Genomic DNA, 17,041 nt, shown 5'->3' with positions numbered 1-17,041 from the left:
TTGGAAGTGCATTCCCCTCTGGTTTCGATAATTATTCCCGTTTACAACAGATCTGACTTGATTTCGGAAACGTTGGATTCGATCAAAGCGCAAACTTTTACGGATTGGGAGTGTGTGCTGGTAGATGATCACTCCACGGATGACAGTTTTAAACTATTAGAGGAATACAGCAAAGCGGATCCGAGATTTCGGGTTTATTCCAGGCCAAACGATAGAATAAAAGGAGGCTGTGCCTGCAGGAATTTTGGCTTCGAACAATCAAAGGGAGAATACATTCAATATTTTGACTCCGATGATCTGATGCTCCAAAACATGATCGAGGAAAAAGTTGAATTACTAAGTGAAGGAAAAGAACTTGATTTTGTGGTTACCAAGATGGGTAAGTTTTTCAAAAATGGAGCGTTTTTGGCCCCAGAATACAGTCTCCATTCCAATAACTTCATTCAGGATTTTTTGACCTATCAAATTTTCTTTCTTACCCCAGGACCACTATTTAAGCGGAAATTCCTGGAGAAGTTTCCCATCCATTTCAGCGAAAAATTGGAAAGAAGGCAGGAACGGGAATTCTATAGTAGGCTGATCTTATCCAGACCAAGGTTTGAGGTATTTGATCATGTCCATTGCTATAGGAGGATGCATGAGAACTCCATCCAATCCAACTACGATGAAGGTGATTTAAAAAAGCACCTGATTTCTAAGTTCCGGTTTTATGATTCCCTGCGCTCAAATTCTGGAGGAAAGTTTAATCAGGATATATTCAAGTATTGCAAACCTGAAATAATCATGCTTTGGAAGAAAAGCTTGAAAAATCAGTTTTGGGGGCTTGCGTTCTCCTATTCAAGCATGATTTTAAAATTGAAGTTTTGATGTCACAGGTGGAGCTATCAGTGATCATTCCCACCTATGAGAATTGGGAGCTTCTCAAAGCCTGTCTCCAGGCTTTGAATCAACAGACCTTTGAAAAACACCGGTTTGAAGTATTGATTATTAACAATAAGCCTGGATCACCGATTCCAGATTTGCCTTTTGAAGGCAATTTGAGGGTGTTGGAAGAAGCCAAACCAGGCTCTTATGCTGCCAGAAATAAAGGGATAGCTGAAGCTCAGTCCGATTTAGTTGCCTTTACTGATTCTGATTGCCTTCCATCCAACCATTGGTTAGAAAATGGGGTCAAGGAAATAGAGAAGGGGTTTGATCTGGTGGGAGGAAGGATGACGCTTTTTAAACCCAATGGAGGAAACCATTTGGCATTTATTTACGAACAGGCCTTTTCTTTTAATCAATTTAAAAATGTGACTCAAAAAGGTCAAAGCGTGACTGCCAACTTGATCTGTAAAAAATCAGTCATAGAAACAATCGGGAAGTTTAATGAAACACTGATGTCTGGGGGTGATTTTGAATGGACAAAGCGGGCAACAGACGGTGGATTCAAAATGGGATATGGTCATGATGTGGTAGTGGCTCACCCTTCTAGAAAAAATCTACATGAACTAATTAAGAAAAAGAAAAGGACGATTGGAGGTATGTATTCCAGATTTTATAAATTCTATACTCCGAAGCAAAAACTCCTTTTCGGACTACATTTTATCAGGCCTCATGTTTCTATCTTTGGTTATCCTAATCTAAGTTTATCAGAAAAAACTAAGCTGTTTTTTGCCACCTGGTATGTAGAATGCATTGGGATGAAGGAAATGTTGAAATTGGACTTGGGTCATAAAAAAGCAGAAAGAGAATGAAAAGACATGTTCAAAAAGATCAGGATTTCGTAAATCAGAATTTTATTCTATGAAAAATCAACTAAATACTATCCTGCTAAAAAATGATTTTACACTTCTCAACTTAGTGAAATTAGGTAAAGCTAAGTTGAAAGTACTGATAGCTACCATTGTAATCTTTATACTGATAGGGCTTGCTTATTATATTTCTACTCCAACCTCATTTTCTTCAGAGACGATTTTATTAGTAGAAAGCCAAAACACCAGTTCTGCCGGAGGTCTAGGGTCCTTGGCACAGGTGGCAGGATTTGCCGTTCCGGGTTCCTCAGCGGAATTGGCCACCTTGGATCCTGCACTATATCCTATGATCTTGCAGAGCAAGCCATTTTTGGAGGATTTGATGAATTCAAAAATTAAATCTGAAATCTATCCAGATTCAGTTTCTCTTTTCAAATATTTCGTGGAAACAAGGCCTGATAATGAAATTTACAAGTTTTTAAAAAGCCCGCTTTCAGTTTTTAAACCAGGTATTCAAGTAAATGATAGTGATAGAGACTCTATCAAAATGGAAAACAGAACAAAGTATGAACCGATGGAGATGTATGTTTTGTATCGAATTTCTGAGCGGATCACTGCAAGTTCTGAGGGTAGGTTGTTAATCATTTCTACTACCATGCCAGAACCAAATTTGGCATTCCAATTTTCCAAAATGGTAAAAGATTTATTAGTAGAATATTCCACTAGATATCTTCAAGAAAAGCAAAAAAGTCAGGTTCAATATTTAGAAGTTCAATACCAAAAAAGCGAGGAGGGTTTTAAAGAAGCTCAAAACGCCTTGACCACTTTTAGGGAAAGGAATCAAGGCTTGTTTTTGGAAAGTATGAAAGCCATAGAGCAAAACTTAAATTCGGAATATAACCTAAAGTTTGAATTATATAGAACCATCGCAAAAGAGTTAGAAACCTCAAAAATTGAACTAAACAATCAAAAGCCCATATTTACGGAGATTGAACCCCCTATTATACCAAATAGGCCTATTGCTCCAAACCTACCATTGACTTTGGCATTCAGCATCACCTTAGGTTTTGTTTTTGGGCTGATTTTCATTTTTATTCTTTACATCAAGCAATACATCAAGCTACATCAAGAAATTGAAGCCTGATTTGAAAGTATCTGTAGTTGTACCCTGTTTCAACAACGAACGGTTAATTGCTGACACATTAGAGTCTATTCTCCAACAAACCTATTCCAATTGGGAGTGTGTCGTAGTAGATGACGGCTCCAAGGATGGTACCGTGAGTAAGGCTCAGGCTTATGTGGATAGAGATGATCGTTTCAGACTGTTAAATAGGCCTAGTGAACTTCCCAAAGGTGCCAATTCATGTAGGAATTTCGGAGTCCTAAAGAGTTCTGGAGAATATCTGATATTTCTTGATGCGGATGATTTACTGAGTAAAAATTGCCTTGAACATAGAGTGAATTCAATAGCTGATGAAGATTTAGTAATTCATTCGACAGCCCATTTTACGAAAGATATAGATCAGGCAACTCCCCTTTTCCCAAACCTCAATATCCATTTATCTGCTATTGAATACCGGAACATGTTTTTGGAATACATGATTCCATGGCATACCAGTAGTGGGATTTGGAAGAAAGAGTTTTTCACCAAAATAAATGGGTTTAACGAACGATTGTTGAGGTTTCAGGATGTGGATATCCATGTAAGAGCATTATCAGTTCCTGCCATCAAGTTCAAACTGGATGATGTTGCACCTGTTACATCCTATTACCGGAAATCCGAGTTTCATCAAAAAGTCACCAAAGAAAAACGGAGGTTTATATTGAATCAAGGGCTTGCTTTTGCCACTGAATTGAAGTCGGTATTGCCCCCTAAAGACTATCTACGGGTCCAGGGATTATTTATTTATTTGTTATTCAGGTTTGAGGAAGTGTTTGGCTTAGAGGATGTAAAGATGCTTAAAAACCTTATGCAAGCGAATCTTGAGGATTCGAAGTCGCTTAAACTAGCTAATGAATTCAGCTTTCTGGTTTGGGTTTATGGAACTTGGATGACCAATTCCAGCCGATTTAGAAAGTATTTGAGTTTTATGGTTTTCAAAAAATATGCTTACTCAATCCGAAAGAAGTTGAACCATTGAAAGCCTATTATGAAAATATTGAGTTTTGGCATTTAATTACTTTGCCCATTTACTTCGTTTTGGTTTATTTAATCCTGACGACGTTTGCCAAAAGGATTTTAATTTCAGACAATAAGTATATCAACCTCCATTTTCTTGGTCTGCTGCTTTTTTATCTTGCTATCGGCTTAGTTGATTTTAAAATCAAACTGATTCCTTATTTCCCTGATACGAATCTATTTACCAGGATTTTAGAGACCGGTGTAACCCCACACAATCAATCGATAGGGGTGAAAATAGGCTATAAATTTCTAGCCATTCCAATCTATTTGATTTCACTGAAATCCATATTTAATTATTTCTTATTCAATATTTTATTCTTCCAACTTGGACTGATTTTCTTGGCGGGGGCATTTAATCGAACCTATGGAATTCAGGATGTGTGGGTTCAGCGGTTTTATTTAATACTTGCTGCATTGGCCCCTTCCATAGTGGTTTACTCTTTCACGCCACTTCGAGAGAGTTATTTTGTCCTGGCCTTGGGGTTATTCTTTTACGGAATGACAGGAAAATACAAACTCAATTACTTTCTGATATTGGGAGTGATTTTGGCAGGGATTCTTAGGATCCAGCTTCTTTTGTATTTTTTTATCATCGTAGGGTTGCAATATTTAGTGCAACTGAAGTTGAGCAGAAAAATGGTAATTGGTCTTATTTTAGTCTTATTTCCATTATTTTTCGTTTCCTTGAATTATTTGTCCACCAGTATTTTAAATATCCCCATATCACCTGAGAGTTTGTCGTTGTTTAGAAACGTACAACGTATGAATTATTTTGAATCTGGAGTTACCTACCCAGAAGTGGATTGGAGAACATGGTTGGACCTAATATTAGATTTTCCAGGCTTGTTTTTTCAATTTTTACTGGCTCCTTTTCCGGTAATTATTTTCATCCCATTTTGGACAAAATTGGCCTATTTTGCGGATGGACTGTATCTGCTTTTCCTGTTATTTATATGTTTAACATTCATAAAAAACATTAAGAAATATTCCTTATGGTTGATCTATATTGGAGTTTACGTGGGTATGTCGGCTTTTTTTGAATTTCATTTGCTTGGTGCAGTTCGTCATAGATTGCCTGCAACTTTATTAATATTGAGTATTGCTGCACAAGCATTAGCGTATTACTTGCCAAAATATAAATGGATTTTCAAGTACTGATTTCCACAATGAATCCATCGCCAGATTCGTTCAAAGGGAAAAATTTGATGTTTTGGTGATTTCTCAAAACCAAACTGGAATCCACTTCCAGGATGAAAACTTAGAGTTTATTTCCTTTGATGAAAAAGGATTGTCAAAGAGCAGAAACCGGGCCCTGGAAAATGGGAAGGCTGAATTAGGTTTAATTGCCGATGATGATGTGGCTTTCTGCGAGAATTTTGACGCTAAAATCAAAAAAGCTTTTCAGGAATTTCCGGATGCCGATATTATTACCTTCAAAATATTGACTCCAACAGGAGAGAATTATAAAAATTACCCAGAGAGTTCTTTTAAACATACACGAAAGAGTATTTACACCGTGTCCTCAGTAGAAATCGTATTCAAGCTTGAACGTTTGAAAAAGCTGGAATTAAGTTTGATGAACGATTTGGCCTGGGGCTTCCTATCCAAGTGGGGAAGAAACCATTTTTTTAAACGACGCAATGAATAAAGGTCTAAACATCTATTTTGTACCAGAATATATCGTGATGCATCCACTTGAAAGCTCCGGGAAAATTCTGGATGCAAGCTATTATAAAAGTAAAGGAGCGCTTATAAAAAGGTTGTATGGCTATTCTTTTAATTTAGTGTTGGGCATGGCTTTTTTAATAAAGCAATACTTAAAACCGCAAAAATCTATTTCTTTTTTTAGTTCATTCAAAGAAAGTTTGATAGGTTTCAATTCAATCAATAAAGGATAATGCTTGTATCAATAATTACTCCTGTTTACAATGCCCACTCTCATATCGAGGAGACGATACAGTCTATTATTGCTCAGACCTACTCTGATTGGGAATTGATCTTGATAGATGACTATTCTAATGATAATGGTATTCATATTCTTAGCCGCTATACAGAATTGGATGCAAGAATCCATTTGCATGAAAATCCAAAAAATTTAGGTGCTGCCGTCAGTCGAAATAAAGGGATTGAAATGGCGAAAGGCAGGTTTATCGCATTTTTAGATAGTGATGATCTTTGGGAGCCCAATAAGCTTGAAACCCAGGTGAGGTTTATGTTGGAAAATAAGCATGCATTTACTTTTGCAGGTTATTTTAAAATCAAGAATGATATCATCGTAGGAGAACATGAGGTTCCCGCAAAAGTTAATCACCATGATTTATTAAAAACCTGCTCCATTGGTTGTTTGACAGCCATGTACGATACAGAACAGCTAGGGAAAGTGTATATGCCGATCATATCCAAAAGACAGGACTTTGCACTTTGGCTTAAAATATTGAAGCTAATCCCTTTCGCCTATGGTATTAATCAACCCTTGGCAAAATACAGGCTAAGGGATGATTCTATTTCAGGGAATAAATTCAAGGCTGCCAAGTACCAATGGATTGTTTATCGTGAATTTGAACACCTAAGTCTTTTTAAATCCATTTATTATTTCATGCATTACACCTTTTTTGGGGTATTGAAAACCTACTTTCATAAAGCGAAAAATAAGATCCGGCGGCGTGTTTATTAGTGTAATAATTCCTGTTTATCAAGATTGGGAACGTTTGAATTTATGCCTCAAAGCGCTGGATCATCAAGAAAATATCGATTCAATCTTTGAGGTGATTATCGTTAATAATGATCCTTTGGATGATTACATACCCAATGAAAAATTTTCTTTTCCAATTAAATTCTTGACTGAATCTACCCCAGGTTCCTATTCAGCAAGAAATAAAGGGTTGACTGAAGCAACAGGGGAGGGAGTTTTATTTACCGATTCAGATTGTATTCCAGCGCCTGATTGGATTTACCAAGCCAAAAACCTTCTTGAAAAGGGAGAGGCAGCTTTATATGGAGGACAGATCGAAGTATTCTCTCACCTTGAAAACAAATACGTCAAGTTTGAGAAAGCATTTGCCTTCCCCAATGCATTTTATGTAGAACAGGGCAGTTTTAGCGTTACTGCTAACCTTTTGGTAAAAAAAGAGGTTGTAGATAAAATCGGTGGTTTTAATCCGTCTTTAATGACAGGGGGAGATTCGGAATTTTGCAATCGAGCTGTGAAAGCAGGATTCAAAATAAGCTATAGCCCTTTGATGTCGTTGAAACACCCGGCAAGGTCAAGTTGGGAAGAGATGAAAGTGAAAGCCATCCGATTTGGAGGAAGATTACCCAAAGGAAAAAGCAGACTCTTAATTATCTTGAAATTAATCGGTAAGTTCAGAATAAGGTTCACTGATATTCAACAGGTTTATCACCTATCGGGATATGGGATCTCAGATAAATTCGTCTTTTTCCTGATCAAACAACGATTAAGGTGGGTAGAAGCAAATGAATCAATGCGTGTTTATTTGGGTAAAAAACCTGGTCGAAAATAATCATGTTTAAAAAAGCTGAAAATGGTGTAAATCGATCCAAGTTACGATTTGGTGTTTTACTCCTGTTCACGCTTTTTTCTTTTTATGTAGATGTTCAAGCCCAAATCCTGAATGCGGATTTCCCAGTATTGGAAGAATACCTTAGGAGGCAACAATTACTGGGAGAATTTCCACTTAAGCATTCTTTTACGTTAAGGCCCATTCGCTTTGATGGGAGGGACTCTACAATAGCAACCAATACCGTTTCTGAGATACTTACAGGGATATCCAAAATTGATAATCCGCAAAAGCGTATCAATGTATTACCTCTGATTTCTACGACAGAAATTAATACCAAAAGGCCTTATGGTTGGGGGAATAAGGGTTTGGTGCCCAATGTAGGTATCCAAACCTACTTAAGTGCTGGTGTTTATGCTCGATTTGAGTTTTTGGAAATCCAATTCCAACCAGAATTTTCATATTCCCAAAACAAGCCATTTGATGGATTTGAGGCTCAGTTCTCCGGCTTCGAAAATTATTCCAGGTATTTTTACTGGAATAATGGAGATAACCCAGAACGATTTGGGAATGAGTCCATTCATAGATTTTGGTGGGGCCAGTCAAGCGTAAATATATTAATGGGGCCTATGGCTCTGGGTGTTTCCACCCAAAACATATGGTGGGGGCCAGGCCAATTTAATTCCCTGATTTTCTCGGATAATTCTGAAGGATTTCCTCATTTGTCCTTATCCACTCGAAGACCTCTCAAGACGGTGGTCGGGAATTTTGAAATGCAGGTAATTATGGGGAGACTCGAAGATTCGGGATTGTTTCCTTCTCAAAACGAGGTGTTAAATAGAAGGTACTTCCGGAGATTTGATGGGGATTGGCGCTATTTGAATGGATTAAAAATAAATTATAACCCCTCTTTTTAAAGAATTTCTTTTTAGGGTTCAGTAGAACTTTTCATCAATATAGTAAGTACATGGGGGATTCTTTTAAAGATTATTTCCCTGTCTTTGAGGTTTTTCAAAAGAAAACATTGTTTGAAAATGGTAATTCAATTACCTATGACGGAAGAGGGCAGGATCAACAGGTCTCCTTATCCATGAGGTATGTGGTTCCCAAAGCGAATTTTGAAATCTATGCAGAATATGGGAGAAGGGATCATGCCTACAATTGGAGGGACTTTATTCTAAATCCAGACCATGCAAGAGCCTATTTGTTTGGGTTTCAAAAACTCTTCCCGATCCCAGAAAGAAATTCATTTCTTCAGGTGAGAGGGGAAATGACCCAACAGCAAGAATCTGTGAACAGGTATGTGAGATATCCTGGGCTGATTGGAAATCAAACTTGGAACACCCATGGTTTGGCGCGGGCCTTTGGCAATTATGGGGAAAATTTAGGAGTAGGGATAGGGGTAGGTTCAAACGTTCAAACACTCGAGATAACCGAGGTGAAGGGAATGATGAAAAGAGGAATTTTATTAGAGCGTTTGGAAAATAACCAAGATTATTTTTTCAGGGCATTTGGGCAAAATACAGAGAAAAAACCTTGGGTAGATTTAAGCTTTGGATTGCTTTGGGACCAGCGATTTGATAGACTTGTTCTCAGTGGGAAAGCCCAATTTGTGAAAGCCCATAATTATCAGTGGCAGTCCAAAGGAATAAGTACTGATGATTATCCCAACGGTAGAAAAGTCTTTTCTTTTTACGGGAATCTGAATATTGTTTACCAGTTAAAGAAGTAAGTAGTTAATGGATTTTATTTATTCCAAAACCTATTACATTTGCATTCATGCTCAAATGAGTAACTTTAGTACTCATTTTAATAGCTATCTTTAAATCAATTCCTTTCGGGCGATTTCCAATGAACCAAAAACGTCTTTTAGGAGGAGTTTCCACGATTCATTGAGAATTTATTTAAAGAAAAAGTAAGTCAAATAGTGCTGGGTTCATGGGACCGAAAGGGCGAAGCTGAGCCAACTGAATATGTATTCCTGCTACCTAAAGCAGGAATGTAAAAATTGAAATAACACAACGTAAAACATAGTATTTTTAATGTCGACACCTATCAAAGAAGTTAAAATTGCCGTTATAGGCTTAGGGTATGTTGGTCTTCCTTTGGCAGTAGAGTTTGCCAAAAAATATCCAACTGTCGGTTTTGATATTGATGCCAAGAGGGTTTCAGAACTTATAGCCGGTGTGGACCATACACTGGAAGTAGAAGATGAGCTGCTTCAATCCGTATTGACTGATTCTTTAAATGGTGATACAGGGTTATTGCCTAGTTTTGATTCGGAGGTCTTGGCTGATTGCAATATTTATATCGTGACTGTTCCTACCCCAACAGACAAACACAATCGACCGGTATTGACCCCTATGCTCAAGGCTTCTGAAAATATTGGAAAGTATTTAAAGAAGGGAGATATCGTGATCTATGAATCGACGGTATATCCTGGGGTGACCGAAGATGAATGTGTGCCTGTTTTGGAGCAAGTTTCTGGATTGAAATTCAATCAGGATTTCTTCGCGGGGTATTCTCCGGAAAGAATCAATCCCGGTGATAAAGAGCATACCGTTGCAAAAATTTTGAAAGTCACTTCTGGAAGTACTCCGGAAATAGCGGAATATGTAGATCAGCTGTATAAAACAGTGATTGTGGCTGGTACCCACAAGGCCTCTTCCATCAAAGTTGCTGAGGCTGCAAAAGTGATTGAAAACTCCCAACGAGACATCAACATCGCATTTGTCAACGAGCTCTCCAAAATCTTTAACCTGATGGGAATTGATACCAATGAGGTGTTGGAGGCAGCTGGGACCAAATGGAATTTCCTCAAGTTTAAACCAGGATTAGTGGGCGGGCATTGTATTGGAGTGGATCCTTTTTATCTTGCTCAAAAAGCGCAGGAATTGGGATACCACCCTGAAATTATCCTGGCGGGAAGAAGGTTGAATGACTCCATGGGGAAGCATGTCGCCACAGAAGTCATTAAACTGATGATGAGAAAGGACCTGAAGGTCATTGATTCCAAGGTACTCATCTTAGGGTTTACTTTTAAAGAAGATTGTCCAGACGTCAGAAATACCCGAGTGATTGACATCTACAAGGAGTTAAGATCCTTTGACATGGAAGTGGATGTGTACGATCCATGGGCCAACCCAGCTGAGGTGGAGCATGAATATGGTGTTCAGATCATTTCCGGTAAGCAAGCTCCGGACTTAGCAAACTATTCAGCAGTCATTTTAGCGGTTTCCCATCAAGAATTTAAGCAACTGCAAATCAAGAAATCTGATGCTCAAGTGGTATTTGATGTGAAGGGATTTTTGGATAAATCTGACGTGGATGCCAGATTATAATTTTGCAGAAACACCTGCCTAAATAAATAAAAGTTTAAAATTCTGATTAATTCTTATTTTTGATCCCGTATTCAAATTCTGAAGAGATCCTTTTTCTACATTTACCTAATTCATGAATAAAATTTTAAGAAACCTGTTCTTTTTTGGGGTAATCGCTTTGGGCTTTTACTCTTGCGTTCCCAATAAGAAAATGATTTATATGCAGCAGTTAGAGGAAAGTCAGGGTCCTCTGATTGAGTCCAGCGAAAAATATTCCTATGAAACAGAGGAATACCTGTTACAGATAAACGATAATGTAGAAATCACCATTAAAACTACTGATGAGGACTTGAACCTGATTTTTGGGGCCATCAGTAATGAAAATCAGACCTCTGCCCAAATGGGAGGAAGCCAGGGGGCAGGAGATGCCTTTTTCTTAAATGGGTATACCATAGACGAGAGAGGGATGGTGGAGATTCCGTTGATCGGGGAGGTGAAACTGCTGGGACTTGATACCAAGCAAGCAAAAGAATTGATTGAAAAAGAGGTGTTGAAATATGTCAAAGCGAACGAGTTTTTTGTCAGAGTAAGGTTAGGAGGGATTCGTTTTAGTGCGTTGGGGGAATTTACCAGATCTGGTAAATACACGATTTTACAGAATAGAGTGACAATATTTGAAGCAATTGCTTTTGCTGGAGATTTGAACAGGGTTGCCAAAAGAGATCAAGTGCTCCTGGTGAGACAATATCCTGATGGTTCCCAGATCCATAAAATCAATTTATTGGATAGAGATTTACTTGGCTCAGAATTTTACTTTTTGAAGCCTAATGATTTAATCTATGCTGAGCCAATGAAAGTTAGAGAGTTGGGAGCAGGAACAAACTTAGTAGAAACATTGACTTTGCTGACTACGACCATCACGGCAGTGGCTTTGGTTCTTACTTTAATTAAAAATTAATATTTCCAAGAATATGAGTTTCGATCAAGAGGAAAGCGATTTTTTCCAAGAGGATGACAGCAGTTTTGATTTAAAAACGCTGTTTCCTAAAATTTTAAAAATTTGGCCGATAATCTTAGGAACTGTAGCCCTTTTTCTAGGTGCTGCCTACTATTATACCAGTACTACCGTTCCTACTTATTTGGTGTCAAGTAAGTTTTTTATCAAGGAACAAGAAAGTGCCTTATCCTTATTTGAAAACCCAGCTTTAGGAAATCAGCAAGGAATTGGGATCACCAATGAGATCATCATCCTAAAATCCCGACCGATTGCAGAAGCCACCTTGATCCAATTGGATTTTGATGTGGAATACTACGAAAAAGGTCGATTCATCAAAAGAGAGGTATTTAGGAAAACTCCTATTGTGGTGGAGGTAGATTGGGGATTTCCCCAACTGGTCAATGGATTGGTAGAAGTGAAGTGGGAGAATGCCAATGAATACTCCTTGGTTTTTAACGATGAACATTATTCCCAGTATTTTCCTGATGGTAGTTTTGGGGTAGGAGTTCCAAACCAAGGGGGCACCTATCAATTCAATGAATGGATAGAAACTCCTCAATTCAAAGTTAAAATCAACAATACTTCCAATCAGGATGCTGGAGAGGCCTATTATATTGTAAGGGATAATAACTATTTGATCAACAAATATTCCGGTGGGCTCATTGTTGATTTGGAGGAGAAGAACTCTACCATCCTAAACCTGAGTATGGCGGTTCCTAATGTGGACAAGGGACAAACCTACCTCAATGCTTTGATGGAAACCTATCTGGAACTGGAGCTTCAGGAAAAAAACGAGATCGCCAATAGAACCATCAACTTCATTGATAAGCAGGTGGCAGGAGTGGCCGATTCATTGTCTCAATTTGAAAACAAGCTACAGGCTTTCAGATCCAGTAACAAGATTTATAACCTCAACAATGAGAGTAGTACCGTTTATGGCAGGTTGACAGAAATTGAATCTGAATTAGCCAATGCCAATCTCAAGAGCAGGTACTACCAAAGTTTGAAAGACTATTTGGTAAGGGAAAACTACAATGAAATCGTAGTTCCTTCCGGTTTGGGTATTGAAGATCCTTATTTGAATGGATTGATTGAAAACCTCTTGTCTGTACAAGTGGAGCGTTCCAGATTGATGGCCACCCAAACAGAGCTTTCCCCAGCAGTGAGGGAAGCCAATAAAAAGCTCGATGATTTAAATAAATCCATTCGGGAGATTTTGGACAATGTGGATCTGAACAACAAGATGACGATCCAGGATTTGGAACAAAGAAAGAACGAAATCGAATCTTCCTTTAGGAATTTGCCTCAGGCAGAGCAGAACTTGATTGCCCTTCAGCGTCAGGCCGATCTTTCTGAAAGCATCTATAATTTCTTGAGTGAGAAAAGGGCAGAGTCTGCGATTACCAAGGCTTCCAATCGACCCAATAACAAGATCATTGAATTTGCAAAAGTAATTGGAGGACCTATTACCCCTAAACCACAACGGAATTACCTTTTTGCATTCTTCTGTGGACTGATGCTTCCGATCCTTTTTGTATTTGGAAGGGAGTTGTTTAGAGTACGAATCGAAGATATTTCCTATCTGGAGAAGCGGCTTAAAATTCCGGTGATTGCCACCATTCTAAAAATAAGGAAGAAAACAACCTGGTAGTTTTTAATAACGGGAAATCAGGTATCGCGGAATCCTTTAGATCCTTGCGGGCAAACATCCGCTATCTGATGCAAAAAGATAAGCAGGTAACCCTGATGCTTACCTCTACTATTTCTAGTGAGGGAAAAACCTTCTGTGCCATGAACCTGGCTTCCGTCTATTCCTTGACAGGAAAGAAAACCATCTTGGTAGGTTGTGACATGCGAAAGCCGAAGATCTTTGATGATTTTGGATTGAAAAATGATGTAGGACTTTCCACGGTTCTAAGTAATCAGGTAGATGGCTGGAGAGATGCCGTTCAAAACTCCAAGTTTGATAACCTGGATATCATGGTTTCAGGACCTATACCTCCGAATCCGGCGGAATTATTGTCCGGGGATCAATTTGAAAGTTTGGTGAACGATCTCAAAAAGTGTATGATGTCATCATTCTGGATACTCCACCGATTGGTTTGGTGAGTGAAACCATAGAATTATTGAATTTTGTTGATTTGACCTTGTTTGTCTTTAGACAGGATTATAGCCAGCGAAACTTCATAGATGCCCTGAATGGCTTGAAAACCGGTAAGGGGATCAAAAATATCTACGCCTTATTCAACGGAGTAGAAGGAAAAGGAGTCACCTATGGCTACGGCTATAGCTATGGCTATGGCTATGGATATTATAGTGATGATAAACAAGTCAAGAAGTAATCTGAAACAATTCTAAGTGAAATTGATTTCAAAATACTTCCGGCATTTCCTCTTCTTTTATTCCTACTTAGGAAATAGGATTATCCTGTTAATAGGCTTAAGCTTAGTAGGAGGGTTTTTGGATGGATTTGGCCTGGCTTTATTTATTCCTTTAATCCAGGTTGCTGGCAAAGATCAAATAGATAAATCAGAGGCAGCCGAATCTTTGGGTTCCTTAAGTTTCTTATTGGACTTCATTACATGGACCGGTTTGGAACTGACGGCGGTAGTCATCCTTGTTTTTTTACTTTCTATATTTGTTGCCAAAGGACTTTTTAAATACCTGGAAAGCCATTATAAAGTGATGGTACAGATGTTCTTTGTAAAGAAGATCCGTTACCAAATGGTGGATAGTCTTGGGGATATGGAGTACCGAAACTTTTTGGGATTGGATGCCGGTAGGGTCCAAAATACCCTTTCAGGAGAGATCTATAAGATCGTTTCGGCCTATGTTGCCTATTTTAATACGCTGCAATCCTTTGTGTTGTTATTGGTATATGTGGTGTTGGCCCTGTTGGCCAATTTTCAATTCGCATTGGTAGTAAGTGTAGGCGGGTATTTATCCAATCTGATCTTCAAAGTAATTTTTAAATACACCGAATCAGCTTCTCTCAATAACAGCCAGCTCAGTCATAAATATCAATCTTCCTTGATCCAGGCGGTTCATAATTTCAAATACCTCAAGGCTACCAATTACTTTCAGAGGTATAAAATTAAGCTCAAGGACTATGTGGATAGAATAGAGCTTGAACAGAAGAAGATTGGGATATTTAATGCGATTCTATTGGCCGCTAGAGAACCCTTGGTAATCGCCATTGTAGTGGGTGCCATTCTGGTGGAAATAAAACTCCTGAACGGAAACATCGCCGCTATCTTTTTGAGTTTGATGTTTTTCTACCGGGCGTTGAATTTCATTATGTTGGTACAAACGCACTGGCAGGCATTTACGGCCAATCTAGGAGGGCTACATGTAGGCTTGGAACTGTTAAAAGACTTAGAAAAGGGCAAAGAGCAAGATCTTTCCAAAAAACAGGTGGAAACTATCAAATCCCTTTCCTTACGAAAAGTGGGTTTTTATTACCATCCTGAAAAACAAGTTCTTCATCAGATTGATCTGACCATTGAGGATAACAGGTCCTATGCCTTGGTAGGAAAAAGTGGGAGTGGAAAGACCACACTCACCAATTTATTGGTGGGATTGGTACATCCAACTTCCGGAAAATTCCTCCTAAACGGGGAACCCTTGCGATCTTTTAACCTGGCAAGTTATCGCTCCAAAATCGGATATATCACCCAGGAAGCAGTGATTTTCAATGATACCGTTTTTAACAATGTGACCTTTTGGTCAGATAAGACAGAAGAAAACTACAAGAAGTTCGAACATGCCTTGAATCTTGCGAATCTCACCGAGTTGGTAGATTCACTTCCTTTGAAAGAAGAAACCATTTTAGGTGACAGCGGGGCTTTGATCAGTGGAGGGCAGAAACAGCGGATTTCTATTGCCAGAGAATTATTCAAAGAAGCTCAGCTCTTGATTTTCGACGAGGCTACCTCAGCCTTGGACAGTGAAACAGAGAAGATGATTCAACAAAATATTGACTCTTTAAAAGGTAGCTGCAACATTGTTTTGATTGCCCACCGATTAAGTACCGTAAAGAATGCAGATGAGATTCTACTGATGAAAGATGGAGAAGTGGAATGCAGGGGTACTTTCAGTCAATTATTGGACGAAAGTGAAACCTTTAAATCAATGGTGGAACTCCAAGAGTTTTAATTAAACCCTCCAAGACATCTATGGTAAAATTCCTAGACCTTCTAAAAATAAACCTTGCTCACAAAGCAGAAATCCAAGAAGCTTTGAATCAGGTTTTATTAAATGGCTGGTATATCAGAGGTAAATTTCATGATGAATTTGAACAGAAGTTTGCGGAATACTGTGGGACTTCAAGATGTGTTGGGGTAGCCAATGGTTTGGATGCATTGATTTTGATCTTCAAAGGATTTAAGGAATTAGGTCTGCTCAAAGACGGAGATGAAGTAATTGTGCAGGCCAATACCTATATCGCTTCCATCATTTCAATTACCGCTTCAGGCTTGGTTCCTGTTTTTGTGGAGCCAGATGAGGATACCTATAACTTAAGCGTCGAAAATGTAAAAAAAGCTATTACCAGTAAAACCAAAGCAATCTTGGCAGTTCATCTGTATGGTCAGTTGACCCCGATGAAGGAGCTGAAAGAACTGGCTGAGAAGAAGGGCCTATTGTTGGTGGAAGATTGTGCCCAGTCCCATGGAGCGATGGATGAACGAGGTTTGAAAGCTGGGAACCTTTCCGATGCTGCCGCTTTTTCATTTTACCCTGGCAAAAATATGGGAGCCTTGGGAGATGCCGGAGCAGTCACTACTTCCAATGAACCCTTGGCTGATATGGTCAAAACTATGGGGAATTATGGCAGCCAGAAGAAATATTATAACGAGGTACAAGGGGTGAATTCCAGATTGGATGAAATACAGGCAGCAGTTTTATTGGTTAAACTGAAATACATCGATCAGGAAAATGCCGTCAGGAGAAGAATTGCGAAGAGATACCTTACAGACATAAAAAATCCGCATTTGATTCTACCTACATCCCAACCGGATAGTTTGGATCATGTGTTTCATGTGTTCGTCATACGAACCAAAAACAGAAAGGAATTAATCGAATTCACCGATGCTCATGGAATCCAAACCTTGATCCATTACCCCATTCCTTTTCACAAACAAGGGGCTTACCAGGAATATTCCTCTCTGCATCTTCCTATTACGGAACAGATCCATGAGGAGATTTTAAGTATTCCGATTAGTCCGGTGATGGAAGAGGCAGAAGTAGATAAGGTCATCAGCGTGTTAAATGAATATCAACCTGGATAATCA

The 17,041-nt window shown here is 38.7% G+C and carries 18 protein-coding genes; all 18 read left to right on the top strand.

Annotated elements, in window-relative coordinates:
- The first annotated feature begins 6 nt into the window (after window positions 1-6).
- The 18 genes from V8V91_RS05540 (at window position 7) to V8V91_RS05455 (ending at window position 17,038) form a co-directional block, all read left to right on the top strand.
- The gene (locus V8V91_RS05540; RefSeq protein ID WP_373399210.1) at window positions 7-867 is read left to right on the top strand and encodes a glycosyltransferase family 2 protein; all 861 of its coding nucleotides are present in this window, start codon (window positions 7-9) and stop codon (window positions 865-867) included.
- Complete coding sequence (locus V8V91_RS05535; protein ID WP_373400625.1) at window positions 867-1,736, top strand: glycosyltransferase family 2 protein; 870 nt, start codon at window positions 867-869, stop codon at window positions 1,734-1,736. The genes V8V91_RS05540 and V8V91_RS05535 overlap by 1 nt, the downstream gene beginning before the upstream one ends.
- Before the next feature lie 49 nt (window positions 1,737-1,785).
- Window positions 1,786-2,877, top strand: a complete 1,092-nt coding sequence (locus V8V91_RS05530) for a Wzz/FepE/Etk N-terminal domain-containing protein (RefSeq protein ID WP_373399209.1) — start codon at window positions 1,786-1,788, stop codon at window positions 2,875-2,877.
- Window positions 2,867-3,874 carry a glycosyltransferase family 2 protein gene (locus tag V8V91_RS05525; RefSeq protein ID WP_373399208.1) on the top strand — a complete coding sequence of 336 codons (1,008 nt, stop codon included), beginning with the start codon at window positions 2,867-2,869 and terminating at the stop codon, window positions 3,872-3,874. The genes V8V91_RS05530 and V8V91_RS05525 overlap by 11 nt, the downstream gene beginning before the upstream one ends.
- Window positions 3,871-5,073, top strand: a complete 1,203-nt coding sequence (locus V8V91_RS05520; RefSeq protein ID WP_373399207.1) for a hypothetical protein — start codon at window positions 3,871-3,873, stop codon at window positions 5,071-5,073. The genes V8V91_RS05525 and V8V91_RS05520 overlap by 4 nt, the downstream gene beginning before the upstream one ends.
- 55 nt (window positions 5,074-5,128) lie before the next feature.
- A complete protein-coding gene (locus tag V8V91_RS05515) occupies window positions 5,129-5,563 on the top strand; it encodes a glycosyltransferase family A protein (RefSeq protein WP_373399206.1) in 435 nt (144 codons plus the stop codon).
- Window positions 5,556-5,813, top strand: coding sequence for a hypothetical protein (locus V8V91_RS05510; protein ID WP_373399205.1), 258 nt, complete (start codon window positions 5,556-5,558; stop codon window positions 5,811-5,813). The genes V8V91_RS05515 and V8V91_RS05510 overlap by 8 nt, the downstream gene beginning before the upstream one ends.
- On the top strand, window positions 5,813-6,589 hold the full coding sequence (locus V8V91_RS05505) for a glycosyltransferase family 2 protein (protein ID WP_373399204.1): 777 nt from the start codon (window positions 5,813-5,815) through the stop codon (window positions 6,587-6,589). Before V8V91_RS05510 ends, V8V91_RS05505 begins: the two co-directional genes overlap by 1 nt.
- Window positions 6,579-7,436 (top strand): glycosyltransferase family 2 protein, encoded by an 858-nt coding sequence (locus V8V91_RS05500; protein ID WP_373399203.1) that lies wholly within the window; start codon window positions 6,579-6,581, stop codon window positions 7,434-7,436. The genes V8V91_RS05505 and V8V91_RS05500 overlap by 11 nt, the downstream gene beginning before the upstream one ends.
- Window positions 7,437-7,438: 2 nt before the next feature.
- Window positions 7,439-8,350 (top strand): capsule assembly Wzi family protein, encoded by a 912-nt coding sequence (locus V8V91_RS05495; RefSeq protein WP_373399202.1) that lies wholly within the window; start codon window positions 7,439-7,441, stop codon window positions 8,348-8,350.
- A gap of 50 nt (window positions 8,351-8,400) precedes the next feature.
- On the top strand, window positions 8,401-9,165 hold the full coding sequence (locus tag V8V91_RS05490; RefSeq protein WP_373399201.1) for a hypothetical protein: 765 nt from the start codon (window positions 8,401-8,403) through the stop codon (window positions 9,163-9,165).
- A 310-nt stretch (window positions 9,166-9,475) separates the two neighbouring features.
- The gene (locus tag V8V91_RS05485; protein ID WP_373399200.1) at window positions 9,476-10,774 is read left to right on the top strand and encodes a nucleotide sugar dehydrogenase; all 1,299 of its coding nucleotides are present in this window, start codon (window positions 9,476-9,478) and stop codon (window positions 10,772-10,774) included.
- A 112-nt stretch (window positions 10,775-10,886) separates the two neighbouring features.
- Entirely contained in the window at window positions 10,887-11,711 is an 825-nt protein-coding gene (locus V8V91_RS05480) for a polysaccharide biosynthesis/export family protein (RefSeq protein ID WP_373399199.1), read from the top strand.
- A gap of 13 nt (window positions 11,712-11,724) precedes the next feature.
- A complete protein-coding gene (locus V8V91_RS05475) occupies window positions 11,725-13,401 on the top strand; it encodes a GumC family protein (protein ID WP_373399198.1) in 1,677 nt (558 codons plus the stop codon).
- 68 nt (window positions 13,402-13,469) lie between these two features.
- Window positions 13,470-13,859, top strand: coding sequence for a tyrosine-protein kinase family protein (locus tag V8V91_RS05470; protein WP_373399197.1), 390 nt, complete (start codon window positions 13,470-13,472; stop codon window positions 13,857-13,859).
- Window positions 13,856-14,092: a hypothetical protein gene (locus V8V91_RS05465; RefSeq protein ID WP_373399196.1), complete on the top strand. Its 237-nt coding sequence runs from the start codon at window positions 13,856-13,858 to the stop codon at window positions 14,090-14,092. The genes V8V91_RS05470 and V8V91_RS05465 overlap by 4 nt, the downstream gene beginning before the upstream one ends.
- 16 nt (window positions 14,093-14,108) lie before the next feature.
- Window positions 14,109-15,905, top strand: coding sequence for an ABC transporter ATP-binding protein (locus V8V91_RS05460; RefSeq protein WP_373399195.1), 1,797 nt, complete (start codon window positions 14,109-14,111; stop codon window positions 15,903-15,905).
- 20 nt (window positions 15,906-15,925) lie between these two features.
- On the top strand, window positions 15,926-17,038 hold the full coding sequence (locus V8V91_RS05455) for a DegT/DnrJ/EryC1/StrS family aminotransferase (RefSeq protein WP_373399194.1): 1,113 nt from the start codon (window positions 15,926-15,928) through the stop codon (window positions 17,036-17,038).
- Window positions 17,039-17,041 lie beyond the last annotated feature (3 nt).

The sequence above is a fragment of the Algoriphagus halophilus genome (genome assembly GCF_041729275.1).
GTDB classification, from domain to species: Bacteria; Bacteroidota; Bacteroidia; order Cytophagales; family Cyclobacteriaceae; genus Algoriphagus; species Algoriphagus halophilus_A.
The sequence above is the reverse complement of the archived record's forward strand: the minus strand, read 5'-3'. Positions and strand labels throughout refer to the sequence as shown.